The sequence below is a fragment of the Micromonospora sp. NPDC048839 genome, from assembly GCF_040649915.1.
GTDB lineage: Bacteria > Actinomycetota > Actinomycetes > Mycobacteriales > Micromonosporaceae > Micromonospora.
In genome coordinates this window covers 1-23,414 of sequence record NZ_JBEZGL010000033.1, presented here as the reverse complement: position 1 = coordinate 23,414, position 23,414 = coordinate 1, and the positions used below count along the sequence as shown (strand labels likewise).

Annotated in this window: 25 protein-coding genes and 1 pseudogene; 10 read left to right on the top strand and 16 right to left on the bottom strand. The window is 68.8% G+C overall.

Translation table 11 applies throughout. The features are described 5' to 3' along the window. Positions 1 to 55 precede the first annotated feature (55 nt). The 7 genes from AB0C25_RS35335 to AB0C25_RS35305 all read left to right on the top strand — a co-directional run bounded on the left by AB0C25_RS35335 (position 56) and on the right by AB0C25_RS35305 (position 6,284). Positions 56 to 253: an SAM-dependent methyltransferase gene (locus tag AB0C25_RS35335; RefSeq protein ID WP_357310835.1), complete on the top strand. Its 198-nt coding sequence runs from the start codon at positions 56 to 58 to the stop codon at positions 251 to 253. Positions 254 to 998: 745 nt separating this feature from the next. Continuing rightward, positions 999 to 1,436, top strand: a complete 438-nt coding sequence (locus AB0C25_RS35330; RefSeq protein ID WP_357310837.1) for a hypothetical protein — start codon at positions 999 to 1,001, stop codon at positions 1,434 to 1,436. A gap of 55 nt (positions 1,437 to 1,491) precedes the next feature. Then, the gene (locus tag AB0C25_RS35325) at positions 1,492 to 2,217 is read left to right on the top strand and encodes a tryptophan 2,3-dioxygenase family protein (RefSeq protein WP_357310839.1); all 726 of its coding nucleotides are present in this window, start codon (positions 1,492 to 1,494) and stop codon (positions 2,215 to 2,217) included. Continuing rightward, a complete protein-coding gene (locus AB0C25_RS35320) occupies positions 2,214 to 3,371 on the top strand; it encodes an aminotransferase class V-fold PLP-dependent enzyme (protein ID WP_357310841.1) in 1,158 nt (385 codons plus the stop codon). The genes AB0C25_RS35325 and AB0C25_RS35320 overlap by 4 nt, the downstream gene beginning before the upstream one ends. Beyond that, positions 3,368 to 4,603, top strand: a complete 1,236-nt coding sequence (locus AB0C25_RS35315; protein ID WP_357310843.1) for a tryptophan 2,3-dioxygenase family protein — start codon at positions 3,368 to 3,370, stop codon at positions 4,601 to 4,603. The genes AB0C25_RS35320 and AB0C25_RS35315 overlap by 4 nt, the downstream gene beginning before the upstream one ends. Beyond that, positions 4,600 to 5,859: a nitric oxide synthase oxygenase gene (locus tag AB0C25_RS35310; protein ID WP_357310845.1), complete on the top strand. Its 1,260-nt coding sequence runs from the start codon at positions 4,600 to 4,602 to the stop codon at positions 5,857 to 5,859. Before AB0C25_RS35315 ends, AB0C25_RS35310 begins: the two co-directional genes overlap by 4 nt. After that, the gene (locus tag AB0C25_RS35305) at positions 5,820 to 6,284 is read left to right on the top strand and encodes a hypothetical protein (protein ID WP_357310847.1); all 465 of its coding nucleotides are present in this window, start codon (positions 5,820 to 5,822) and stop codon (positions 6,282 to 6,284) included. Before AB0C25_RS35310 ends, AB0C25_RS35305 begins: the two co-directional genes overlap by 40 nt. 94 nt (positions 6,285 to 6,378) lie before the next feature. Here AB0C25_RS35305 and AB0C25_RS35300 read toward each other — a convergent pair whose 3' ends face one another. The 7 genes from AB0C25_RS35300 to AB0C25_RS35270 all read right to left on the bottom strand — a co-directional run bounded on the left by AB0C25_RS35300 (position 6,379) and on the right by AB0C25_RS35270 (position 11,480). Further along, entirely contained in the window at positions 6,379 to 6,792 is a 414-nt protein-coding gene (locus tag AB0C25_RS35300) for an Imm1 family immunity protein (protein WP_357310849.1), read from the bottom strand. After that, the gene (locus AB0C25_RS35295; RefSeq protein WP_278124733.1) at positions 6,789 to 7,289 is read right to left on the bottom strand and encodes a DddA-like double-stranded DNA deaminase toxin; all 501 of its coding nucleotides are present in this window, start codon (positions 7,287 to 7,289) and stop codon (positions 6,789 to 6,791) included. Before AB0C25_RS35295 ends, AB0C25_RS35300 begins: the two co-directional genes overlap by 4 nt. After that, positions 7,286 to 7,558 carry a hypothetical protein gene (locus AB0C25_RS35290; protein ID WP_357310852.1) on the bottom strand — a complete coding sequence of 91 codons (273 nt, stop codon included), beginning with the start codon at positions 7,556 to 7,558 and terminating at the stop codon, positions 7,286 to 7,288. The genes AB0C25_RS35295 and AB0C25_RS35290 overlap by 4 nt, the downstream gene beginning before the upstream one ends. 42 nt (positions 7,559 to 7,600) lie before the next feature. After that, on the bottom strand, positions 7,601 to 8,932 hold the full coding sequence (locus AB0C25_RS35285) for an MFS transporter (RefSeq protein WP_357310854.1): 1,332 nt from the start codon (positions 8,930 to 8,932) through the stop codon (positions 7,601 to 7,603). Beyond that, on the bottom strand, positions 8,929 to 10,251 hold the full coding sequence (locus tag AB0C25_RS35280; RefSeq protein WP_357310855.1) for an APC family permease: 1,323 nt from the start codon (positions 10,249 to 10,251) through the stop codon (positions 8,929 to 8,931). The genes AB0C25_RS35285 and AB0C25_RS35280 overlap by 4 nt, the downstream gene beginning before the upstream one ends. Next, positions 10,248 to 10,772, bottom strand: a complete 525-nt coding sequence (locus AB0C25_RS35275; protein WP_357310857.1) for a MarR family winged helix-turn-helix transcriptional regulator — start codon at positions 10,770 to 10,772, stop codon at positions 10,248 to 10,250. The genes AB0C25_RS35280 and AB0C25_RS35275 overlap by 4 nt, the downstream gene beginning before the upstream one ends. A gap of 387 nt (positions 10,773 to 11,159) precedes the next feature. Next, positions 11,160 to 11,480, bottom strand: coding sequence for a hypothetical protein (locus AB0C25_RS35270; protein ID WP_357310859.1), 321 nt, complete (start codon positions 11,478 to 11,480; stop codon positions 11,160 to 11,162). 533 nt (positions 11,481 to 12,013) lie between these two features. Here AB0C25_RS35270 and AB0C25_RS35265 point away from each other — a divergent pair. Next, positions 12,014 to 12,445 (top strand): hypothetical protein, encoded by a 432-nt coding sequence (locus tag AB0C25_RS35265; protein ID WP_203149461.1) that lies wholly within the window; start codon positions 12,014 to 12,016, stop codon positions 12,443 to 12,445. Between the two features lie 144 nt (positions 12,446 to 12,589). Then, positions 12,590 to 12,787, top strand: a complete 198-nt coding sequence (locus tag AB0C25_RS35260; RefSeq protein WP_357310861.1) for a hypothetical protein — start codon at positions 12,590 to 12,592, stop codon at positions 12,785 to 12,787. Here AB0C25_RS35260 and AB0C25_RS35255 read toward each other — a convergent pair. From AB0C25_RS35255 to AB0C25_RS35230, 6 genes are all read right to left on the bottom strand, one after another. Further along, positions 12,764 to 13,084: an NUDIX domain-containing protein gene (locus AB0C25_RS35255; protein ID WP_357310863.1), complete on the bottom strand. Its 321-nt coding sequence runs from the start codon at positions 13,082 to 13,084 to the stop codon at positions 12,764 to 12,766. The two genes, AB0C25_RS35260 and AB0C25_RS35255, sit on opposite strands and share 24 nt — an antisense overlap. A gap of 212 nt (positions 13,085 to 13,296) precedes the next feature. Continuing rightward, positions 13,297 to 14,688: a UDP-glucose/GDP-mannose dehydrogenase family protein gene (locus tag AB0C25_RS35250; RefSeq protein ID WP_357310865.1), complete on the bottom strand. Its 1,392-nt coding sequence runs from the start codon at positions 14,686 to 14,688 to the stop codon at positions 13,297 to 13,299. A 205-nt stretch (positions 14,689 to 14,893) separates the two neighbouring features. Continuing rightward, positions 14,894 to 15,508 carry a GTP cyclohydrolase II gene (locus tag AB0C25_RS35245; protein WP_357310867.1) on the bottom strand — a complete coding sequence of 205 codons (615 nt, stop codon included), beginning with the start codon at positions 15,506 to 15,508 and terminating at the stop codon, positions 14,894 to 14,896. Continuing rightward, complete coding sequence (locus AB0C25_RS35240) at positions 15,505 to 16,389, bottom strand: methyltransferase domain-containing protein (RefSeq protein WP_357310869.1); 885 nt, start codon at positions 16,387 to 16,389, stop codon at positions 15,505 to 15,507. Before AB0C25_RS35240 ends, AB0C25_RS35245 begins: the two co-directional genes overlap by 4 nt. Further along, positions 16,386 to 17,675, bottom strand: a complete 1,290-nt coding sequence (locus AB0C25_RS35235; protein ID WP_357310871.1) for a hypothetical protein — start codon at positions 17,673 to 17,675, stop codon at positions 16,386 to 16,388. Before AB0C25_RS35235 ends, AB0C25_RS35240 begins: the two co-directional genes overlap by 4 nt. Further along, entirely contained in the window at positions 17,672 to 19,120 is a 1,449-nt protein-coding gene (locus tag AB0C25_RS35230; protein WP_203149453.1) for an NAD(P)-binding protein, read from the bottom strand. Before AB0C25_RS35230 ends, AB0C25_RS35235 begins: the two co-directional genes overlap by 4 nt. 343 nt (positions 19,121 to 19,463) lie before the next feature. On the opposite strand from AB0C25_RS35230, the gene AB0C25_RS35225 reads away from it, so the two are divergent. After that, a complete protein-coding gene (locus AB0C25_RS35225) occupies positions 19,464 to 20,879 on the top strand; it encodes a hypothetical protein (RefSeq protein ID WP_357379328.1) in 1,416 nt (471 codons plus the stop codon). 16 nt (positions 20,880 to 20,895) lie between these two features. Here AB0C25_RS35225 and AB0C25_RS35220 read toward each other — a convergent pair whose 3' ends face one another. The 3 genes and pseudogenes from AB0C25_RS35220 to AB0C25_RS35210 all read right to left on the bottom strand — a co-directional run. Beyond that, positions 20,896 to 21,789, bottom strand: a complete 894-nt coding sequence (locus AB0C25_RS35220) for an aminoglycoside phosphotransferase family protein (RefSeq protein ID WP_357379326.1) — start codon at positions 21,787 to 21,789, stop codon at positions 20,896 to 20,898. Between the two features lie 516 nt (positions 21,790 to 22,305). Next, entirely contained in the window at positions 22,306 to 22,836 is a 531-nt protein-coding gene (locus AB0C25_RS35215; RefSeq protein ID WP_357379324.1) for an AAA family ATPase, read from the bottom strand. Between the two features lie 100 nt (positions 22,837 to 22,936). Beyond that, positions 22,937 to 23,414, bottom strand: a pseudogene (locus AB0C25_RS35210) (transposase); the annotation flags it as partial.

Sequence of the window (23,414 nt, the reverse complement as noted above, 5' to 3'; positions counted from 1 at the left end):
GCGCCCGCCGACGCCACGCTGGTGTTGCGCTCACGCACCCGGGCTAAGCAGAAGCGTGTACCGCACTCAGGCCGCCACCGAGATCACTCTGCGCACCGACGAGCAACTCACTGCGCTGTTCGGCGACCTCGCCCTCATCGAGCCAGGACTTGTGCCACTCAACCGCTGGCGGCCCGAGCTCAGCGAGCCGGACCCATACGCCACGGCGCCTACACCGTCACCGGTGCGAGGTGCTGTGGGGATCCGCTACTGAGCAGTCCGGCGATCGGCTTCGGCCTGCGGCGTTCTCATCGGTGACCATGCCGGCGGATCTACAGCTGCCACGTTAAGGGCCATTGCCGCCGCGCACGCTGCCCTCCCGGCGCCCCGCGGCGGCAGCCGACTGTCTCTCGACAGCGAATCGCGCGGCCGAAGCCCTAGCGAAAGATCCGCAGGCCGACTCGCATCGCCTCGTCATCGGCTCACCCTCGGGCAGACACATGAGCACGGGCAGGGCGTCGTTTCGCACTGCTCGCACGACCTCCGGCACCCCTGGTCGGCCATACCGGTGTGCATCGCGCCAGCCGTAACCTGGCCGCAGATCCCCAGGTGAGTGCGCTTCTCTGGGTCTGTTGACGGCTCGGTGATGCTGCCAGACCTAGCCAGAAATATGGACACCGCGCTCGAGTACGTGCTGAATTGAACCCACTGGTGGCCGCGCCACCGACGCGAATAAGAGCAACTTCCCGAGAACCTGCCGCAAATCGCGCGTAGGGCAATCGCTCACGTCCGAAACAGGTAACAGAATGACGCTTCCGTCAATTCAATCTCCTATCTCGTCACGTTTGTACCGCCGCTCGTCCGCCGGGACGGTGCTCTGCGCCTTCGGCGTCGTGGGACTAATCGGAGCAGGGTGCACCGCGAAGGACGACGTACCCGCGGCCGCGACCCCGCCCGGCCAGGTAGCTCATTCGAGCGCGCCGGCCACGCCCGCGCCTCCGGCAGCTTCCTACCGGCCGGTGGACGCACTGTGCACGCGCCTCGACCTGCAGGCCGTCGCCGACATGGCCGGTGAAGTCGGCACCCCGCAGGACACCTCCCGCACCGCGGGCGGCACTGCCACCTTGGCGTGCGCGGTCACCGTCGGGCACCTCCCCGACGGCGTTGTCGTGACGGTCCGCGCGGACGTCGGCGCGCCCGAATCCGGGCAGCTGATGTACGAGGGTCTGCGCCAGGTGCAGGAGGCTGGCGGTCCGGTCACTGAACTGCCCGGCATCGGCGCCGCCGCCTACACCTACACGGACAAGGCGGCTGGCACCTACGTGGTGGCCTACGACGCGAACCTGTACCTCACCGTCGGCGCGGCACCTTTACGCATCGCAGCGGCTCTGCCCGCTGACCTGGCCAAACGGCTGAGCGCCGTCGTCTCGTCCGCAATGAAGACCCTGCGCGCCTGAGCACCCCTGCGCAGGCCGATGCCCCCTGCGCAGCAACTGACTGGAGGCCCCAGAGATGCTCACGTCACCCCTGCCGCCGGTACTGCCCGGGAGCGGCGCCGACGACTATGCCCGCTACATGCGCACCGACGAACTGCTCGCCCTGCAGAGAGGGCCGGCGGAATGGGTGCATCCTGACGAGCTGCTGTTCCAGATCGTCCATCAATCCAGCGAGTTGTGGCTCAAGCTCACGCGCTCCCACCTGTCTCGCGCGCTCACCCACGTCGGCGCTGGAGAGGTGGGCGCGGCTGAGCTGCTAATTCGCCGGGCTGCGGAGGCGCTGCGGTTGATCACCGAGCATCTGCACATCCTGCGGTCGCTGCCACCGGCGCAGTTCGCCATCATCCGCCCCGTACTCGGCACCGGATCCGGATTCGAGTCCCCCGGCTGGCGGCTGCTACGCACCGCGAGCACCGAGCTGGACATCGCCTTCAGCCGGCTACTGTCCTCGCTGCGCCTCACCGCGACCGACCTGTACCGGGGCACAGCACCGTCGGATCCGCTGTATCGCCTGGCGGAGGCGCTGGTGGAATGCGACGAGCGGATCGCGTTGTGGCGCACGGAGCACTACACCGTCGCCACCCGAGTCATCGGCCAGGGAGTGCTCGGCACCCGCCACACACCGGTCGACAGCCTGAGCAAGCTGATCAGCCACCGACGGTTCCCCACGCTGTGGGAAGCCCGTGCGGCACTGATGGACGCGACCGCACCGGCTGCATGCCCGGGACAGGTTCAGCGGTGACCGCCGCGACTCTCACGATGCCCGCGGCGCTGCGGCAGCGGCTGGCCGCGCCGTCCAGCGGAGCCCACCTGGCGGCGTGCAGCATCGCCCCCCGCACCATTGACGTCGACCAGGCCATGGCCCAGATGCTCGAGGACCTGTCCCGGCCCGGCTTCTGGGACGCGTGCGAGCAGAAGGTGGCGCAGGCTCGCCGCCTGTTCGCACAGCTCATCGGCGCTGATGTCGACCAGATCGGCATCATGCCCAACGCCAGCATCGCTGCCCACCAGGCCGTCACCGGCCGCCGCTGGCGACGACGCCGCGACATCCTGACCAGCACCGCCGAGTTCCCGGGGATCACACACGTGCTGCTGGCCCAGCCGGGAATGCGGGTGCGCTGGTGCGGCACGGTAGGCGGAGCCGTTCGGACGAGCGACTACCTGTCACAGATCACGCCGCGGACCGCCCTGGTGTCGGTGCCCGCCGTCACCTACCGCGACGCGACCCGCCTCGACGTATCCCGGATCGCCGCCGCCGCGCGAGAGGCCGGCGCGGAGGTCCTCATCGACGCGTACCAGGCCGCTGGCGTGATGCCCGTGAACGTCAACACGATGGGCTGCGACTACCTCGTCACCGGCGCCAGCAAATATCTGTTCGGGCTGCCCGGGCTCGCCTTCATCTACGCCCGCCACCCAGGGGGACCGCCGCCCACGCTCACCGGGTGGCTCGGCCGCACCGACCCCCACGCGATGCGGGCGACCATCCTCGACTCGCCGATGACCGCCAGGCGTTACGAGACCGGCACTCCCGCCGCAGCCGCCGTGTACGCCGCCGTCGCCGGCCTGACCCTGGTCGGTGACCTTGACCTGCAACGGGTGCGTCACCACACTCAGCGGCTGATCGCCACGACCGCCCAGCGCCTCGCAGCCCAAGGCGAAGTCGTCCGCCTGGCCGCCAGCGTGGATGCGCAAGGCGCCCACCTGGCGATCGTCGAGCCACGCGCCGAGGCGATGGCCGCCTGGCTCGGACACCGCGGCGTCATCACCGCACCCCGCCACGACGTCCTGCGCTTGGCCACCCACGCCTACACGATCGACAGCGACATCGACGTCGCGTGCGAGGCGATCGCCGCCTACCGGTACCGCGCCCGGGTCCTCTCCGGTGCACGCCGATGAACGCCGACGCCCTGCGACGGTGGCTGGCTGAGCCACGAACCGCCGCGTACCGCTTCCCGGTCCACGCCGTCATCGACGCATACCAGCACTACGGGAAGCACACCGTCCCCGCTGAATGGACCGTGCTGCTGCGCTGCGCCCGCGATCGTCTACCCGAGGTGCCAGACCCGAACGAGCTTCTGGCCACGCTCCTGAACATCCTGCTCGACAAATCCGACGGCCGCTTCGACTACCGCAGCTACCTGGCCTTGCCGCTGATACCCATACCCGATCCGGACGACAGCCCTCAGCCGGCCCATCGGCTGCTGGCCCGCCGCGACCGACTGCACACCCTTCTGCTGACCGACCTCATCGCCTTCGAGCTACGCGCCCTGGACACCACCAGCGCGCCCCTACCCCTTCAGCGCCCTGACCTAGCCCTCGTCACCAAACGTCTACGCCACGCCGTGCGCGCCGCGACGCCCGCGCTGCGACGGCTCAGCTTCGTCATCCCCGACGCCGGCAGCCCGCTCGCGAATGCCCGGCGGCTGGCCGCGTCGGTGGCGATCAGCCAGGGCACCAGCGCACAGCAGATGCTGCGGACCACCATGCTGCCGGTCTCACGAGTCCACGACGAGTGGATGTTCATCCGGGTGCTGCAGACATTCGAGCTGACCTTCGGCCTACTCGCCGTGGACCTCGCCGCGATCATCACCGCGGCACACGGTGGGCAGCTGCCCACCGTGGGCGTGCGCCTGTCCTTCGCCGCCGCGCTCCTGCGGGAAACAACACCCCTGTGGTCCCTGCTGGCCACCATGCAACCGGCGGCGTTCCACACCTTCCGTGTCCACACCGACGGGGCCAGCGCCATACAGTCCCGCGCCTACAAACTGTGCGAGTCGCTGTGCCGCACACCCGACCCGGACCGCCTGCACTCCGCGGCGTACCTGTCGGTGCCCGACGTGCAGGCCCGTATCAGCAGCGGGCAGGCCACCATCGCCGACCTCCTCGCCGCCATCCACAGCGACGAGCGCGCGCTCGCCGAACAGCCAGTCCTCGCCGACGGGCTCCGAGAGTTCACCGCCGCCGTCCACCAATGGCGCCGCACCCACTACCGCCTCGCCGTACGGATGCTGGGGACCGACCAACGCGGCACCGGCGACACGCCAGGAACTCCCTACCTGCTCCGCAGCCGCGACACTCCCCTGTTCGAAGGCCCCGACGCCACAGACCCGTCACAGGCCAGCCGATGAGCGTGCACCCAACGCCAGCATTTCTGGCCGGCAGCACGCACCACGACCTGCTCGCCGAAGCCCACGGCTTTCTGAGTCAGCGCCACGCTGAAACCGGCACGTCGGGGCTCACACGCCGGTGGCGCGACGTTCGTGACGAGATCCGCACAACGGGAACTTGGCAGCCGACCTACGACGAGCTGGCCTACGGGGCGCGCGCCGCCTGGCGCAACTCCGGCCGCTGCATCGGCCGGCTGCGGTGGCCCAGCCTGATCGTCCGCGACCGCCGCCACGCCACCACCCTCGACGAGGCCACTCGGGAGCTCACCGCGCACCTCGACGAGGCCGCCAACGGCGGACACGTCCGCTCCGTCATCACCGTCCTCGCACCCGCCACCGGCACCTCGGCCCCTCCCGTGCGCATCGTCAGCACCCAACTGGCCCGATACGCGGCATGGCGCACCAACGACGGCATCCTCGGCGATCGCGCCAACCTGCCTCTGACCAACGCCGCCTTGGACCTGGGCTGGCCAGGCCCCGCTCGGCGCGGCGCTTTTGACCTTCTGCCGTGGCTGGCCGTCACCGCTGACGGACGGCTGCACCTGCTACCGACCGACCCGGGCCGGATCCGCGAGGTACCGATCGAGCACCCCGAGCATCCGTGGATCGCCGGCCTCGCTCTGCGGTGGCCCGCCATCCCCGTCGTCAGCAACATGATGCTGCACCTCGGCGGACTGCGGTTTCCCGCACCATTCAGCGGCACCTTCATGGCCGGCGAGATCGCCACCCGCAACCTCGTCGACCACCACCGCTACAACCTGCTCCCCACCATCGTCGCCGGCCTCGGTCTGCGCCCTGACGATCGACTACGTGCCGACAAAGCGCTGCTCACGCTCCATGAGGCGGTGCTGCACTCCTTCGAGGCCGCAAGGGTGGCCATCACCGACCACCACCGCGAAAGCCGCCGCTTCGCCCGCTTCGTCGCCAACGAAGAGGCAGCGGGACGCCGCGTGACAGGCGACTGGAGCTGGCTGAACTCCTACCCCATGACTCCCCAGGACCCCTCCTGGAACCGCTACTACGACACCAGCCAACCCACCCCGGCATTCCTGCCGGACCCGCACTGCCTCGCCCTCACCGCCGGTCACCCCAACCCCGGCCAAAGACCCTCGCCGCGTCAGCACGCCGATGTCCCCCCGGCCGCTGCCGCTCCACCCAACCAATCCAGGGAGGACACGTGTCCACACGCTCATCTACCCGAACCCACCACTGGCTGACCCGCCTGGCCGCGATCGCGGTCACGCTGCTGAGCACCACCGCCGGCCTCGTCGTCACCTCCGCACCCGCGCAAGCGGGCGGCTGCCGCGTCGCTCCGTACAGCGGCTACCCCAACTACAGCGACCTCTACATGCTCTACGACGGCGTCGAGATCATCAGTCAACCGCAATACCCGAAATACCTCACCACGACCAGCCAGTGCAGCGACATCCAGATCCGCAACACCGGCGACAACGACAACTACGGGCCCTTCGACGCCTGCATCAACTTCTACGGACGCGCCACCTGCAACTACTGGACGCACGTGCCCGTCGGCCAGTGGCGCAACCTCGCGACGAACGTGAAGGACGGCACCAAGTTCTACATCTGGATCCGCATCGACTTGGGCAGGTGGTACGGCTTCAAGGCCGCCGGCGACTGGTGACCGATCGCTGGGGGTCGCCGCGGGCGGCCCCCAGCGTTCGGGTCGACGACAGCCTGCGCCCGCCGACCGCGTTCGCAACCAATCCGGGGCACACCTAGTCGAGGGTCTCCCAGGCCAACGCACTTGGACGTTGCCCATCGCTCGTGAGGAACTGCCGGGCGGCTTCCCGGGCGCTCGCGTTAGTCACTCTGGTGCGCTCGGGCCACGCGTCGGTGGGGGTGCCGGCATAGTCGAACGTGAACGGTGGCCCGGCTTCAAGATCCGGCTCGTATCCCCAGGCGCTGCTGCCATCGGCGCCGACGTGATAGACGAACGACCGTTGCGGGTGGCCGACGCAGATGTCGAGCATGACCGGGAAATCCGCTCCGCTGGGAGCGACGAGGGTAACGCAGTAGGGCAGGCGTTCGGGGTGGTCCCGAGCGACGCTGCTGAGCGTGGCGTCGAGTTCGGCGACGGTCGTCACGGACACCGCGCCGTCACCGCGTCCCCAGGTGATGTCGATGCTCATCGCCGGATCCCTTCTCCTGTTCCGACGTACAGCTTATGGAGCCACGTCCGGTCGCCGTCGGTGAGGAACACCGTCAGGCGAGTTCCCTCCGGCAGGATCGTGGCGAGGATCTTCTCGCAGACCAAAGGTCGCACCGGGTCGTCACATGGAGTGTGGTTGAGCACGAGGACCGCCTCCTCTGGGCCGCCGCGACGACGAAGAACGGCGGCGGCCTGCGCCTCGGCGTGATCCATGACCGTGGCCTGGGCCAGCGGCGGTTTCAATCCCACCCCGGCGGCGGGAAGCCGGCCGACACGCAGCTGGCGGCTGCGAAGCCGCCCGTCAGGCTCCGCCGAGAAGTCAGAGTCATGGATGACCGCGCTGTCGGCGAGGAGGACCGCTTCGGTCTTGTCGTGCGCACTGGTGCGACGCGCCAGGCTCGCAGCTGCCCGAAGGACAACTTGTGGTGTGTCAGGCGATGCGGGTGGTCGACGGTTCTCGTCGCCACCCGCCGTCAATTTCCCAGCCCACCCAACCCTCTCACCCGGGCGAGGATGTCCTGCACCTTGCTGGCTGACTGCGCGACCGCCACGCTCACGCCGTCAAGCTGACGTGCGCTGCGGTCGACCATCTCCGCCGCGCTGTGGTCGGCGGCGCCGTGCAGCGCCGCTTGAATCAACGCCCGCGCTTGGTGAAGTTCAGCGCCGGCTGCCCGGATCAACTCTCGGGACCGATCGAGATGAACTTTCGCCTGGAGAAGCCGAGTCATCAGTTCCGCCGCGCTCACCGACACACTGTCCCAAAACATCGATGCTCATGCGATGGGCGGTCAGCGCATACGTCGGGCCGCAAGCGTGCCAAGGGCCGGCGCTATCGCGACGACGGCCAGCGCGACGGCCGGGCCCCACGTTTGCCACAGGGTGGCGCACAGCGCGGTGCCGCAGCCGCCGCCAAGGAACGTCGCGAGAGTAAGGAGACCGCTTACGCCGCCGCGGGATTCGACGGCGGTGTGGGCGGTGACGTGGGCGGTGAGCAGCATCTGGGTGATGGCCGAGGCGGTGAACGCGGCGGTGGCCGCTGCGACGATCGCCCAGGGGCGCGGGGTGATCGCGGCGTTGAGCATCGTGGCGGCGAGGATCACGCTCACCGCGGCCAGGACGTGCCGTGCGGGCAGGCGGCGAGCGGCGAGGGCGGCGAGTCGGGCCAGCGCCGCGCCGATCACCGCGCCGGGTAGCAGGAGCAACCCAATCTGCATGGTGCTGTAGCCCTGCTGGTTGAGCAGGTGAGGTGCGGTGTAAAGGACGACGAACAGAGCGGCGTACACGCCGGCGCCGACGATGGTGGCCTTGTGGAACCAGCCGGCGGACAGGATCCCGCGGGTGAGGAACCCGCCCGGGTGTATGCGGGTGCGCGCGGTCAGGCCCAGGGCGGCGGCTGCGGTGGCAGCGGCGAGTATCGCGGTGGTGAGCGCGCTGGTGTGGGGTGCCGTTTGGGCGGTCAGCAGCAGTCCGGCGGCGACGGCCGCGAGGAGTCCAGCGCCCGGCCAGTCGAGTCGGTCATGCTGCGTGCGTGGCGCGGTGAGGGGCCAGCATGACGGGATCGCGGCGATGGACAGCACCGGCAGGATCAGCGCCGCGCGCCATGACCAGTGCGCCGCGAGCGCGCCGGCCAGCGGGGCGGTCGCGGCGAACCCGGCCATGCAGGCGCCGAAGGTCGCCATGCTGGCCCGTCGGTGGGCGGCGGGTAGGCGGGCTGTGCTCGCGAGTGCCGCTGCCATGACCGCTCCGGACCCTGTCGCGAGCAGGACGCGGCCGATGACGACGGTGTTCAGGGTGGGGGCGACCGCGCAAATCAGGGCGCCGAGTGTCAGCAGTGCCGCGGCGCTCAGGAGTACCCGGCGGGTGCCCCACAGGTCGGTGAGGCGTCCGGCGGTGACCGCGCCGACGCCGACGCCTGCGGCGTATGCGGTCAGGATCCACGCCAGCCCGGCAGCGTTGGCGTGGAGATGGGTGGCGGCGTCGGGAAGCGCGACGGCGGCGGCGCTGACTCCGTAGACAGCGGGCCCGTACAGAACACCCAGCTGCCACCCCGCAGGCGAGCCGCTACGGACGACAGTGCTGGCCGTGGAGGTCAAGGTCAACGTGCTGGCGGGGGCCGTCATCGGATCCTCACTTCCTGAGCCGGCGCGTAGGCGTGCGCGTCATCGAACGGGTTATCCACAGGCGTCGGCGGCTGTGGATAAAGGTGTGGGGTGGGTTCCCGACGTCGGTGTGCCCAGACAGCGGCGGCCACGACGGCAGGTGCGAGCAGGAACGCCGCGCTGAGGGCGGCCACCGCGGCGACGGCGAGCGCGGCCACCGCCGCGCAGGCGCGCTGGCGTGGTGCGGGCAGCAGACGCACCGCCGCGGCGAGGCCGAGCACCGTGACGCAGGCCAGGAGCGCGGCGAACAGGCGCATCAACGTCTCCACGGTGATCACGCGCGGTGCCAGCGCGGCGGCGACCGCGACGACGGCGGCGGCGCCGGCCTGCGCCGCGACGCCGCGTCGGGGCGCGCCGTCGCTGGTCACGACCGCGAGACCGTGAGGCAGGATGCGGTGACGGGCCAGAGACACGCCCGCTCGCGCGCCGGCGGCGACGAAGGTGACGCTGGCCGCGACGGTCAGCAGCACCGCCGCGCCCGCTACCGCCCCGGGCGCCCACGGCTGACCGGAGATGGCGAGCAGACGCATCAGCGGCACTGTGGTGTCGCCGGCCTGGTTGCCGAGGACTCCGACGGTGCAGATGGCCAGGCCCGCGTAAAGCACCACGATGATGGCGAGGCTCGCCGCGGCAGCGCGGCGCACCTGCCGCGGGTGGGCGAACTCGGCGCTGAGGTTGGCGGTGGCCTCCCACCCACAGATGGCGGTGAACAACACGGCGACGGCACTGCCGACCCCGGCCGCGCCGTGAGGCGCGAACGGGCCGATCCGCTGCGGGTCGACGTGCGGGCCGGCCACCATGATGACGGTGACGAGGAGCGCGACCAGGGCGCCGGTGAGCGCCAACTGCAGGCGCCCGGACACATGCAGGCCCACCATGTTGGTCAGGAACACGACGGCCAGGAGCCCGGCCGCGATCCCCACCGTCGTGGCCGGCGGGGTGTGCAGTGCGGTCGCGGTGTAATGGGCGCCCGCCACCGCGCCAGCGACCACCCCGACCGGAACCGCCGTGTACAGCCAGCAACCAACGACCGCCGCGGCCCGGTCGCCGAACGCCCGGCCGGTGAACGCGGCGACACCGCCGGTGTCCGGGTAGCGGGTGCCGAGGTCCGCGAACGTCGTCGCGATCAACGCGGACAGAGCGAGCAGCGCCGCCCACGCCAGCAGGGACGCCGGGCCGGCGGCGCGCACCGCGACCGCTGGCAGGACGAGAACTCCGGGGCCGAGGACGGCCCCGACGCACAGGGCCGTGCCCCGCGCCACACCGATACCGCCGCTCATCGGGTGCCCCCGGCATGCGGGCCGCCGTTGGGACGGCGGGTGCGTTGGGCAAGGAGCCTCAACGCCCGGGCGAAGTCCTCCTCGGTGGGCATGCCCGGTGCGGCGAAGAGGGTCGACTGCTGGGCGTCAACGCGCCGCCGCAGCTGCCCCGCAAGGTCCAGGCCTGCCCGGGTGGGACGCACGACGGTACGCCGCAAGTCATGCTCCTGCAGTTCACGCCGGACCAGGTCACGGTCGCTGAGCAGACCGAGGGCGTTGGTGAGGGTCGCCCTGGCGATCCCGATCTCCGCCGCGATGGCCGGCGGCTCCAGCACGTCACAAGCACAGACAAGGACCAGCACGTCGTAGGTGGTCCACGTCAGGTCCGCCTCCCGCAGCACCGTGCGCTCAAGGAGCGCGCGGACGGTGTTGGCGGTGCGGCACAGTTGCGCCACCGGGTCGGACTCCGGGCGCGACGCCGCGCGCCGGTTGGTCATGTGCCGGTGCACACCTGTCACCCGGCGTGAGGTGGTGGCGCTCATCGTGACCACCGGCGCTGGCGCGCACGGCGCACGGTCTGCCGATCGCGTCGCCGTCTTTCGCGACTGCGCTTGGCGGGTGTGGGCTGCGGTGAGCTCCCGCGTGACTGCGGGAAACGTTGACTGGGCATGGTGAACCCCGTTCATCCGTATGTTGTCGACCGTCGCTGGTGTGCGGTCTCTGGCCCTACGTCAGGGCGCGCGTGATCGGCGTCTGTCGGCGGTGTCACCGCCCGTGGCAGCGCTCCAGGACGCGGTCCTACGAGCCCGCTGCGACGCGAAGCTTCTAGTGATCGCCCTGCGTTGCGGTGAGTTGCCGCAAATGACTCGGACCGCCACCGGAGGGCATGCCGGTGCTCCTGATCGCGGTCCTGTCGCTACCGCCGTAGATCAGGCGTGCGGGGAGGAATCATCCGCTGACATGGGCGGGGCGCCGAGTGCGGCGTTGACCCGCTGACCGAGCAGGCGAAGTTGGTGATGGACGTCGACCAGCGCTGCCCGGCGTGACGCGGTGGGCCGGCGTTGCGCGGTGTCGACGAGAGCGTCGATGTCGACGCGCAGCTGGGCGAGGCTGGCGCTGATAGCGGTCAACGGCGCCTCGAACGCGGTGGTCGAACTGGTCCGTCGCCTAGTGACACCTCGCCCGGCAGTGCGTCGCCGGACCAGCAGGTGCGGATCGTTGGCCGTGCGGGCCTGTCGTTGTCTGATCACCGCTGCCTCTTTCCTAGTCGCCACATCAGGGCCACCGTTGCCTGGTTCCGCGCCGAGCGGGGCCTGTGGCAGCGAGACACCGTGTGAGCGGTGGGCATGTCGTGGGGTGGAGGACCGGCGGGAAGGGCCCCTCTCCCCGCCCGCCGGCTCCCCCGGCCCATCACCTCACCGGCACGGGGGGCCCGATGAGGTGATGAGCTGGTGAGGCAGCTCCTGCTCGACCGTCTGCGCCTACTCAGGCGCGTCGGCCCGCACGACCGGAGTCATCGCGGCTCCGCCTGTCGGTGCTGGCGCGATCCACGCGTCGACCAGTTGACCTGCCCCAACAGCGACGGCGCGTCCCCTCCGACGCCGTCGCCCGCACATCCGGGTGGCCGCATGGCGCACACCACCCCGATCCGCTACGCTCCAACCAACTTCAGTTCGATTAGCACCGAACCGTAGTTGCCGAAGCGGTACGGAGAGCTAAACACGGAACACCGAGCGCGTCAACTGTGGTTCGCTCGCAAACCAACCAGAGTTGGGAGGGCTGCGTGAGCGACACGCCTGCCGAGCAAGCCGAGGACGCCACCTCCCGGCTGATCCAAAGTCGGCTTCGCGAACTCTTCGAAGCCCGCGGCGAGGACCGGCCGCCCTACACCGAGACCGAAGTCGCCCGGGAACTCAAGCAACGCGGATACCCGATCACCCCGGAAGGCATCCGCGTTCTCCTGCGCTCACCCAAGATCAACCCCAAGGCCACCACGCTGGTCGCCCTCGCCGAGTTCTTCAGCGTCCCGGCCGGCTACCTCCTCGGCGACGACGACGTCGAACTGACAAGCCGCGAGGCACGAGTCATGGCCAGGTCCTTCGACAAACTTCTTCCCAGAACCCGCAAAAGCCTCGCCCGAGTCATCGACGAGTTCATGCGCCTGGAGGAAGCCGCGCGCGACAAGGACCCCGACTCACCACACCCAGAGGTATAAGCCCGCGCAGTTCCGAGATCCCCTCACAAGACCGATTGCAGTCCACCAGGACGCTTGAATTTGTCCTGGTGAGCGAGTTCAGCAACGCACCACGAGGCCCTTGATCTCCCACAGCCCGCAGCGGCCTCCGCTTAGAGTGACGAAGTGACCGGCATCGAGGACGTGATCAATGCGCTGCTATTCCGACAGCCGAAGTGGTCCCCGTCCGCGGGTAGCAGCGTCGAGCGACTCGGCAACGGCGAGTTCCACGTGGACTACCACGATCCCGACCACGTCTATCTCGTTACCGTGCGCCACATACCGCGGGTCAGGCTGCCGCTAGAACACCCGGTCCGCCCGTAGGTTTCCCGACCATTCGGGGATGCGGAACAGAAATCCGAACCAGTTCTCGCCACGACGGCCGAAGCCGGGCCAGGAGATCGTGCCGGCGAGACGCGGTAAGTGGCACTCCGGGCCACTCTCCTCTCGGATCTCCCGGCGCATCCCGGCAACCACGTCCTCGCCGGGCTCCAGCTTCCCACCCAGCCCGTTGTGGTAGCCGAAGTGCACGTCGTCGGGTCGCTTGCCGCGCCGGATCAGCAACACCCGCTCGCCGTCGGGATGAAGGACGTAGCCGAGTGTCGCGAGGATGGCCTGCACCCGTCTCAACCTACGTGGCTCGACCACCAACGTTTCAGCATAGGCGGGGATGGTCGGGCCGGCGGGGTTGATACCGCAGATCACTTCGTAAGCCAGTGCGGCGAGGTCCGATTGCGAGGCAGACCGCTTCCACACCAGGAGAGTCGGTCGGCCGCTACCCGACTGGGTCGGCGCCGGCCCCGGACGATGTCATCCACGCCGCGAGGGAGAACCTAGGCGCGCGAGCGCGGGGGGACAGATGGTGAGGTCATGGTCAGGTACCGGAAGCCAATTTCGATGAGTCTGTCGGCGTTGAGGCAGTGTCGTCCGTCAAGGACGAGTGGTGAGCGCATGGTGGGGGCGAACTTCGCCCAGTCGAGGTCGCGGTAGTGCATCCATTCGGTGGCAACCACGATGGCGTCGGCGTCGTCGAAGACGTCTTCGACGCGGTCGGCGAGGTGCACGGCGAGGGTGGGTTGTTCGCGGCGGAAGCGGTCGGCGGCGACGGGGTCGTGCAGGGTGATTCGGGCGCCGCGTTCGAGGAGCAGGTTCGCGATGTCGATGGCCGGTGAGTCACGCAGGTCGTCGGTGTCCGGCTTGAACGCGAGGCCAAGGATGCCGATCTTGCGGCCTTTGACGATGTGAAGCTCGTCGAGGAGCCGGTCCACGACCTTGGTGCGCTGGCGGTGGTTGACATCGCGGGCGGCGGTCACGATCGGCATGGCGAGGTGATACTCGTTGGCGGTGGCGATGAGCGCGGCGGTGTCTTTGCCGAAGCAGGATCCGCCCCAGCCGATGCCGGGGTTGAGGAAGCGGGGGCCGATGCGGGCGTCGAGGCCGGTGCCGCGGGCGACTTCGCGGACGTCAGCGCCGACCTTGCCGGCGATGGCGGCGATCTCGTTGATGTAGCTGATCTTGAGGGCGAGGAAGGCGTTGGCAGCGTATTTGATCAGCTCGGCGGAGGCCAGGTCGGTGGAGACCAGAGGCACGGCGCTCATGGCGGCTGGGCGGGGCAGCACGGTGGGCGGGGTGAAGGACTGGTTGAGGATGGGTCGGTAGAGCTGGTTGAGGACGTCCAGGCTCTTCTGGTTGTCGGAGCCGATGACGATGCGGTCCGGGTAGAGGGTGTCGGCGAGCGCGGTGCCCTCACGGAGGAACTCGGGGTTCGACGCGACGGCGAATTGCCCGTCGGGGCGGTTTCCGTGGTGGCGTTCGTAGGCTTCGCGCAGAATTGCGTCGACCCAGTTGCCGGAGCCGATGGGGACGGTGCTCTTGTTGACCACGACGGTGAAGTCGCCGCGCAGGTGTTCAGCGACGCTCTCGGCTGCGGATCGCAGGTATCGCAGGTCGGGGTTGCCGTTGTCCTTCTGTGGAGTTTGCACGGCGATGAACACGACGTCGGCGTCGGGAACGCCTAAGGCGTAGTCGGTGGTGAACGTGAGACGAGAGGCAGCCTGCTCAAGGAGCGCTTCCAGGTGCGGTTCGTAGATCGGGCAGTGGCCGGCGCGGAGGGTCTCAATCTTCTGCTTGTCGAGGTCGATGCAGGTGGTGTCGTGGCCCAGGAAGGCCAGGCTGACGCTGGTGGTGAGACCGACGTATCCGGTGCCGACAACACAAACCTTCATTGAGTGTTCCCTCTCCCCTATAGCGGGACCGATGCGTGGTGATCGGGTTGAGACGTCAGCGGTGCCGCTGACCCAGCGATTTCGGCGCGCTTGCAGCTTTAGTGTGGCGGCCGTCCGGCGGGAAAGGCCGGGCGCGCCTGCTGCACGCCGGAATGATACCTATCCGTGGCCGGGTGGTGGGTCTTGTCCCAGCCGAGTGGGACAGTCAGGAAGCGTCGGTCGCTCCCCTGCTGTTGAGGTGCCCGAGCAGGGTGTCCTTCTGGTGGAGATAGTCCCGATTCGCAGGGTTAACGAAGCCGGAGTGTGGCACGCGGTCGACGACGATCCCGGCGGCTCGCAGGGCGCTGATCTTGTGGGGGTTGTTGGTCGCGAGGTGGACGGAGGTGACGCCGAGCCAGGTCAGCGCATCGACGCCTGGTCGGTAGTCGCGGGTATCGGTGGGGGCATCGACCGCGGCGTTCGCGGCGACGGTGTCGTATCCCTGGTCCATAAAGGTGTAGGCGCGGATCTTGGCGGCGAGGCCGATGCCGCGGCCTTCGTGGCGCAGCAGGTAGAGCAGGATCCCGTAGTCGGATGTGCCGATCGCGTGCAGGGAGGTAGCCAGTTGAGGGCCGCAGTCGCATTTCAGTGATCCGAGCAGGTCACCGGTGGCGCAGGCGCTGTGCATCCGTACCAGCGGGATCTGCCCGTCGGCGGTCCGGGGGCGGTGGACGGCGACGAGGACTTCCTCGGGCCCGTTCTCGGGGCCGAAGACGTGCAGCTGAAAGTGTCCGTGGGCTGTGGGAAGGTCGCAGCCGGCGAGCCGGACGGTGGCGGTCATCGCGTCTCCTGCGTGGCGGTGGCGGTGCTGTCGGGTGCGTGCTTGTGGGCGATGAGCAGGACGTGTTCGGACATGCCGAGCAGTGAGGGTTCTGCCTCGATTCGGCGAATCGCCCGCAGGAGAAGGTCTCGCCGGTGTGGGTCGCGCAGGCGCTCGGCGAGGTCGGGCAGCAGTTTCGCGGCGCCTTCGACCGCGAGCACAGCGTGCGGGTGCAGGCCGGCGGCGGTGGCTTCGACGGCGAGTTCGTGCGGGGTATGGAAGTAGCCAGTGGTGAACAGTCGCCGATCACCGGTGGGGTTGCGATGTTGCCCGTCGCGAAGATGTCGGGCGAGGATCTCCTCCACTGCCGGGTCGTCGTAGAGGTTTTTCGCGAGGTATTCCCAGGTGGTGTAGAAGCGCGACGTCGCCGCGGCGACGACCACGCCACTGGAGACGAGCACGCGGTGGGCCTCGGCCCAGGCGCGGGCGCGGTCGGCGGCGTCGGTGAGGTGATACAGCGGGCCGAGCAGCAGGACGGCGTCGCAGCTGCCGGAGTCCAGCGGTAGTTGGCGTGCGTCCCCGCGCAGGATCGACGTCAGCGGCGACTTGGCGTCAGCTGAGCGGGCTTCGGCTTGTTCGAGGTGCAGGGGGACGGGGTCCACGAGGTGTACCCGGTGGCCGTCGGCGGCCAGTCGAAGCGCGTACGCTCCAGGTCCGCCGCCGACGTCGGCAACGGTTGCTGCTGCGGGGAGGTGGCGGGTCAGTAGATCGAGGGTGCGCAGGTACTCGATGTGCCGGCGTGGGTCGTTCAGCCGTTCCTCCTCGGCGCCGTGGGTATAGAAGGCGAGGATCTCCGGGGTGATGCTCGTCCCCACAGCCGCGTTGGACCTGCGGCCGGTCACGCTGGCACCTTCGTCGTGCGGCAGTCCAGGAGCGCGAGGAAGCGGTCCTGGAACTGTCGGCGTAGGCGGATCTGCTGTGCCGACATGATCGGGCCGTGGAAGCGGTCGAGGATCGAGGCGACGCCGCCTCCGATCGCGGGGCTGCTGCCGATGGCGCTGAGCAGCTTGAACTGCATCACGAGATACACCGGTGCACGGCCGCGCGAGCTGCCGGGTTGCGGTGGGGACCAGAATCCGAGGTGATAGTCCAGGCCGGCCAAGGTCAAACACCGGTTCGCGAGGTGCATGTCAGCCCGCATCAAATCCATTTCGCGGCGGGTGACGTCCCGTAGCAACGACCGCAGCCTGAGCAGGCCCTGTCGGGCGGGTTCGGACAGCCAGGTGAGCTCGTCGAGGTTCGCCGCGACCCGATCGGGCGGCAGCAGCTCTGGCCGGGTCCACGGCGGTGACGCTGCCGCGCTACCGGTAAAGCACCTGCGCAACTGCGCGTAGGCGCTCGCCGCCACATCATGAAGATCGATAAGAAGCCGCGCGCAGGCGGCATCGGGCAGAAAGTCCCAGCCCGGAAGAGCGATCTTGAATCCGACGGGACCATCATCTGAGTCGAGATCCGCATCGCCCGCCAACCGGCAGCCGATGGGCAGCGGCTGCGTACGGATCGCGTCACGCATGATCCGCGCGGCGAGGTGCGCGATGGGATCGACCAGCGCCCGTCGCCGGTTCACGTCGTCCACGTCGCCCAAGGACACCATGGAGGCGTCGCGGTAGGCGGTGGCGGGCCAGCAGTTGAGGTGCCAGTGCATCCGCTTGTCCCACCACTGGCCGTTGTCTCGGTCGGTCGTGGACGGGTCATAGTTCGTGCCGATCATCAACTGTGCCCCGTCAAGACCGAACCGGCGCCGGGTAGAGGAGGCGTGAACATAGCGGACGAACTGTCCGCAGAACGCGAGCAACGTCGTCAGCACGGCCTCGGGGACATCACTGACCGATGACGCGATGACTGTGTCGTCGCCGACGGTGGCCAGCAGCATCATGTCGTAGACGCTGTGCGGGAACGCCTTGTCGATGACCACGATCCGGTCCCCGGAATCTCCGGCGGGGCATTCGCGCAGGATGGCGCGACCGTAGTGGTCGCGGTAGTGCGCACAGAGGTTGCGCACGTCGGCTGGCGGCGCGGCGAGTCTCGGCATCGGAAGGCTGGGGATGACCGGCAATGTCATCGCCGACGCCGGATACAGCGGCCCGAACCGGTCCGCGACCGGACGGCGGACCATCGCGGCGGTCATGCCAGCTTGCCGTTCGCGATGGCATCGCCAGCGGCAACGCCCATCATGGCGGCCTGCACGATGCCCTGGGCGATTCCGGCGGCATCACCGACCACGCTAATCGGCAAATTCGCCACCTTGCAATCCTTGTCGACCGGGACCCGGTCCCAGAGGAACTCGACCTCCGGCCCGACAACAACAACGTCGTCAGCAAGCTCATCCAGTGAAATGTCGACGTCGGCGTGGTCCAGGATCGAGCCCATGACCCGGCGAAGACTTTCGACGAGACTGGCGTGCTCGGCGTCGGTGAACAGGGTGTCAAGCCGGGCCGTGTTCAAGTCCTTGACGGACGGCTCAAACGTCACCGCCGCCGCCAGCTCCGGCCAACTGCGCGGCTCAGCCACCCTGGCCATGAACGCGCGCAGACTCTGCGCGACCGGCCGGCCTGCGCTGAGCCGCCCGTAGTCCGACAGGATCTCCGCGCGAACTTCAGTGCTGGTGCCGGGTCGGGCGAGCTGGCACAACAGGCCGAAATTCGCCGCCAGCGGCCGTTGCCCCGGCGTGCGTTCGGTGGTCTCGTGCCCGTCCAAGGTGATGACCTCGCGGCCGAAAGAGCGCTGATAGTTGGTGAACTTGATCCGGCCACCGTTCGGGCCGCCACAGAAACAGAACGTCTTCGTCTTACGATCCACCCGCTCCAGCTGGGTAATCTTCAGATCGGGATGCTCGACGCCGATCGCGGCCAACACCTCGGCCCTGGTTTCGAGACGCACGCCGAGCGACATGTCCGGCGCGATCGTCTGCACCCCGAACGCCGTCAGAAGGTTCTGTGTGCTGGTCACCCCGTGCCGGCCCGTGGCCAGCACCAGATGCGCTGTCTCGACCGTGACAGGGCCGCTGGGTGTCGCTACCGACACCGTCAGACGGTCCTTGTTGAGGGCAGCGGCAACAAGCTCCGACTTCTCCCACACCGTCAGCGCGTCGTCGCCGAAGCCGTACAGCGCCGTGAGCATGTCTCGGACCTGTGTCTCGCCCAAGACCGCGACCGGGTACTCCCGGATGGCGAGACCATGACGGGCGAACGCCTCGATCACCGGCGCACCAAGGCTCGTGCCATGCAACGCCGGCCGCTCCGGCAGCGGTGCGGTCAGAAACTGAAACGCACGCTCACACAGCTCACCGGCGCGGTCCTCACCGAAGTGATCGACGAGGCGACGCCCGGACGGCAACAGGCTCAACTTCACCCCGTCGCCGTAATGCACACAACCGCCGAACCCGCTGATCACGTTGCAGATCCCGGCACACCCCGTACAGCGCAGCCCTCGATCGACCGGACACGGCCGATTCCGCATCCCCCGCCCGGCCTCCAGCACCAGTACACGCCGGCCCGGGGACTGCCGCACCACCGTCTGGGCGCACGCTAAACCACCCGGGCCAGCACCGACGACAACCACATCGACGAACATGACGATCCCTTCCTCGCGACAATGGACTGCGATCGGAGGCGACCAGCCGCCGTGCACGACCGGACACCGATACCTGTCCGCGGCGGCACTACACCTCGGCACACAGCCACGGCCATCGCGGATCAGCGTTCTTCGCACCGAACGCGGGTGCGATCTCGGGGCGAACCCGAGGCCGTAGCTGCGTAGGACCGAGACTTGCACCGGTCCCAAGGGCCTCAACAGGCCGTAGACAGCGCACGGCAAGGTGCGTGAAAGGTGCGTTCGCACCCTGACCGGTCCACCCGTCGGTACTCTGTGGACGCATCACACGCCCGGCCACACCGATGTGCGTTAGAGGCTCACCATGAGGATGCCGTCACGTATCGCCAACCCGGTCTTGGCGGCGCTGCTCGAAGGAAGCGGCTTCGGATCGCTCGACGAGTTCGCTGCCGCCGTCAACGCCCTCGGCGCCAGCGAGTACGGGCTGCGACTGTTCTACGACCACGTCGCCGTCAGACGATGGTTGTCCGGAGGAAGCTGCCGGCAGCCCGACCTCGTGGCTGCCGTGCTCTCCCGGGCGTGGGGGCTCGACATTCCGGTCGCGGTGCTCTGGCCGCAACGTCGCCTGGGCCTCGCACCGGCACCACCACATCAAACTCCCAGCGTCGCCGCTCGTACGCTTGATGAGCTAGCCGCCTACATCGGGAGCGACATGCTGACCAGGCGCTCACTCTTATCCGACGCGATCGCCCTCACCACCGGCACCGCACTGACCGATCCGCTGCTGCGCTGGCTGACCGGACCCACCGGCCCGCTACCCGACCGCGCCACTACCGGCGGCCGGATCACCATGTCTACCGTCGCTGGCATCGAGGCCGCCACCACCGCCTTCGGCACCCAAGACGCCGCAATCGGCGGTGGCCTGAGCCGCGAAGCCGCCGTCGGGCAGCTCAAACACGCCGTCGACTTGCTGCGCGACGCCTCCTACACCGACGCCGTCGGCAACCGCATGCTCGCCGCCGTCGCCGAACTCGCCGGCATGACCGGCTGGATGAGCCACGACGTGCACATGGCCGGCCCCGCACAGCGGTACTTCGTCCTCGGTCTGCACGCCGCCCGAGAGTCCACCGACCCCCGATCGACGCCTTTGCAGGTCAATCTGCTCGCCGACATGGCCCGCCAGCTACGCGACCTCAACCACCCCCACGACGGCCTCCGCCTCGTCGACGCCGCACTCACCCTGCTACCCCGCGGCCAGCACCCCGCCGCCGCGGCCATGCTCTGGAATCTCAAGGCGCGCATGCTCGGCGCACTCGGACCCGGGTCGGTGACCGAACTACGCCACGCCATCGCCCTCGCCGAAGACCTGCAAGGCAGCGCTGAGCCCGACGACGACCTGCCCGCCTACACCGGCCCCGCCGAACTCGCCGGCAACGCGGCCCTCGCCTGGCAGGACGCCGCCGCCCACCAACCCGACCTCGCCGTGCACGCCCAAAACCAGGCACTGGCCGCACTCGCCGCCCGCCCCGACGGATACTCCCGCTCCGCGGTCTTCGATCAGATCACCCTCGCCGCAGCCCGGTTCACCAGCATCGACCCGGACCAGGCCGCCGCCGACGGACACCGCGCCATCGACATGGCCGCCGAAGTGGCCACCTCCACCCGCGTCGTCGACCGCCTGCGTACCCTGCTGCACTACTGCGCACCCCACACGGCACGACCCCCCGTGCGCGACTTTCGCGAACGCCTGACCGAAACCCTCACCGCCGCCGTGAGCTGACCAGCAACCACGACGCTCAGCCGACCGCAGACCATCGGACACCCCGATCACCGCGTCGCAGCGACGCGATCCGCAGCGCCGCCTGGCGCGCGTGCGGCGGCGACACTGGGGCACGACGGATGTGCGCGGCGACCGACCGCAACTCGTAGATGTCGCACAGCACCGCCCAACCGGGATCTAAGGTCGGGTCCGCCCCGTACGCGGCCAGCAACTCGGTCAGCAAACGCGGGGACCCACCGAAGCGCTGCTCCACCGCAGCCGGCACCAGATCCCACTCCCGCGGCGCCGTCGACACGTTGTCCCAATCTCCCAGCAACGAACCTGCCCGGGACAGAAAGACGTTGTTCAACTGTGCGTCGCCATGCACCAGGCCCCACCCCAACCGGAACTCCGTCCGGTTCAGACAAGCCTCCAAATCCGCCGTCCGCTCCTCAATCCACTGCCGATCCGGCGCCGCGAGCCAGCCGCTCTCCCGCACGGCCGCGGCGAGGCGCTCGAGCGGCCGAAACCTCGGCAAAACGAACGGCGGACACAGCTGATGCAGCCGCGCGAGCAGTCGACCCAAACCAATCGCCGGTACCGAAGCCGGGTCGGGACCTACGTCGGCCATCTCCCAGAACGTCACGGGGATGCCCTGTGCCGAGCCACCAGCCACCACGACGGGCTGACTGATCCCACCGACCGGCACGACTGTCGGAAAATGTTGCCCGGCCAGCCACCGGGTCACCATCACAGCCCGACCGGCCCGGCCAACAGCATCAGCGCCCGCACCAACCCGCACGACAACCCGTCCGGGCAGGGAGAACACCGCGTTGCTGTGCAGCCGCATCGGCTGCAGCCCAGACGGATCGAGGCCCGCGATCACACAGGCAACCCGAGCCTGCTCCAGCGGCGACTCGGGCTCGGTCACAACGCTCCGATCTAAGGTCACGCCGCACTGAGCTCACGGCGGGTCGAATACGTGGGCCTGCGTCTGCCGCCAACTCCTTCCGAGCCAATCATGGTAGGGATGGCACCGGAAGGCAGATCAGAGAAGACGTACGGCTACGCGATCCGGCTCGAAGCCGTCGCTGCCACTGGACCCACCGAATACCAACACACGCAGTGCTTTGACGCCGTGCTAGCGGCTCAGCGTGACAGGAGCAACCGAGGTACGAGGGAAAAGAAGATACCGGCATCCACCCCCTGGATACCGGCTCCTCCTCGCGCCTCGGCGACAATCCTGGCACCGGGGCGCGAACCCCTCACCCCTTCATCTCCCCAAGCCTGCACCAGGTTACGGATCTGGATCCGCATTCGAGGGCGTCCACCAGTACTCACCACTGCGAGAAGACCTCGGCCAGCGAGTGGACAAGTCTGGACATCACCCCGCAGCGCTCGATTTCTGGCCGCCGTCACCCCACCGGCAGCCACCTGGCCGGTTTGCCTATGCCAACGCTGCCGTCACCCGCTCGGCCAACTCCGTGACAGACAGTCGTCCGTCGAGCACCACCGTGCCGGTCGGCATCGATTCGACAGCAGCGCAACACCGCTGTACCTGTTCTAGGCGCCAGGACCGCACCTGCGCATCACGAACCTGATCATCCGGCCAGACCACCTGATCCATGATTCGCTTGCGCAGCACCTCACCGGGCACATCAACGAAGAAATGATCAACACTGACGCCGCGGCCCCGCAGACCGTCGAAGATCTCCTCAAGGTAGGACCGCGTCACGACGGTCATCGGCACCACGAGCGGCCGTCCGTACTCCTGCAGCAACGCGACCGCTGTGTCGACCACGCTGCGCCGCCATACACGCAGGTCCTGAAAGTCTCCGCTCGGCGGCACGGCAACGATCTCGCGCAGCATGAAGCCCGGCAACTCGGCATCGAACAGCAACAGTCGCGGATCATTGGCGACCAGCCGCTGCGCCAGCGTCGTCTTGCCAGCGCCGAACGCGCCGTTCACCCAAATCACACGCATATGCTCTCCACTCGCCCGACCGTGCCGACGCTAGCGGACTAGCGGCGGATATAGGCGGTCGCCGTGCCCCCGATGTCATATTCAGCGCTGGTGCGCGGTAGAGGTCTCGGTCGAACTTCGGCGGGCGTCCGCCGCGGCTGCCCTTGGCCTTGCGGTGGGCGTCCTGGTCGGTCTTGCTCGGGATGCATGCCTTGATTCCACGCTTGCGCAGGTAGGCGCGGTTACCGCGGCTGGTGTACGCCTTGTCCGCCAGGACCAGGTCGGGGCAGGTGCGGGGCCGGCCTACTCCGAGACGGGTCACCTTGATACGGCGTAGGACCGGGATGAACTGCGGGCTGTCACCACGGTGCCCGGCGGTCACGACCATCGATAGGACCTTCTGCCCCTGCTCGCAGGCCAGATGCGTCTTGGTGGTCAGACCGCCGCGAGATCGTCCGAGGGCGTGATCGGCGGGCTCTTCGTGCACGCCGCCGGGTGGCTCTTTCTGCAGGTGGCCGTCTCTGCGGGCGCCGGCGGCGTGTTGGTGGGCGCGGCTGGTCATCGAGTCCACGCTGACCGTCCACGCGATCCGG

What these genes read in the sequence shown, in the direction of transcription:
- AB0C25_RS35225 (WP_357379328.1), top strand. Translation starts at nt 19,464, where the DNA reads ATGAGGATGCCGTCACGTATCGCCAACCCGGTCTTGGCGGCGCTGCTC.
- AB0C25_RS35280 (WP_357310855.1), bottom strand. Translation starts at nt 10,251, where the DNA reads ATGAGCGGCGGTATCGGTGTGGCGCGGGGCACGGCCCTGTGCGTCGGG.
- AB0C25_RS35285 (WP_357310854.1), bottom strand. Translation starts at nt 8,932, where the DNA reads ATGACGGCCCCCGCCAGCACGTTGACCTTGACCTCCACGGCCAGCACT.
- AB0C25_RS35235 (WP_357310871.1), bottom strand. Translation starts at nt 17,675, where the DNA reads ATGACCGCCGCGATGGTCCGCCGTCCGGTCGCGGACCGGTTCGGGCCG.
- AB0C25_RS35275 (WP_357310857.1), bottom strand. Translation starts at nt 10,772, where the DNA reads ATGAGCGCCACCACCTCACGCCGGGTGACAGGTGTGCACCGGCACATG.
- AB0C25_RS35315 (WP_357310843.1), top strand. Translation starts at nt 3,368, where the DNA reads ATGAACGCCGACGCCCTGCGACGGTGGCTGGCTGAGCCACGAACCGCC.
- AB0C25_RS35245 (WP_357310867.1), bottom strand. Translation starts at nt 15,508, where the DNA reads ATGACCGCCACCGTCCGGCTCGCCGGCTGCGACCTTCCCACAGCCCAC.
- AB0C25_RS35310 (WP_357310845.1), top strand. Translation starts at nt 4,600, where the DNA reads ATGAGCGTGCACCCAACGCCAGCATTTCTGGCCGGCAGCACGCACCAC.
- AB0C25_RS35230 (WP_203149453.1), bottom strand. Translation starts at nt 19,120, where the DNA reads ATGTTCGTCGATGTGGTTGTCGTCGGTGCTGGCCCGGGTGGTTTAGCG.
- AB0C25_RS35300 (WP_357310849.1), bottom strand. Translation starts at nt 6,792, where the DNA reads ATGAGCATCGACATCACCTGGGGACGCGGTGACGGCGCGGTGTCCGTG.
- AB0C25_RS35325 (WP_357310839.1), top strand. Translation starts at nt 1,492, where the DNA reads ATGCTCACGTCACCCCTGCCGCCGGTACTGCCCGGGAGCGGCGCCGAC.
- AB0C25_RS35250 (WP_357310865.1), bottom strand. Translation starts at nt 14,688, where the DNA reads ATGAAGGTTTGTGTTGTCGGCACCGGATACGTCGGTCTCACCACCAGC.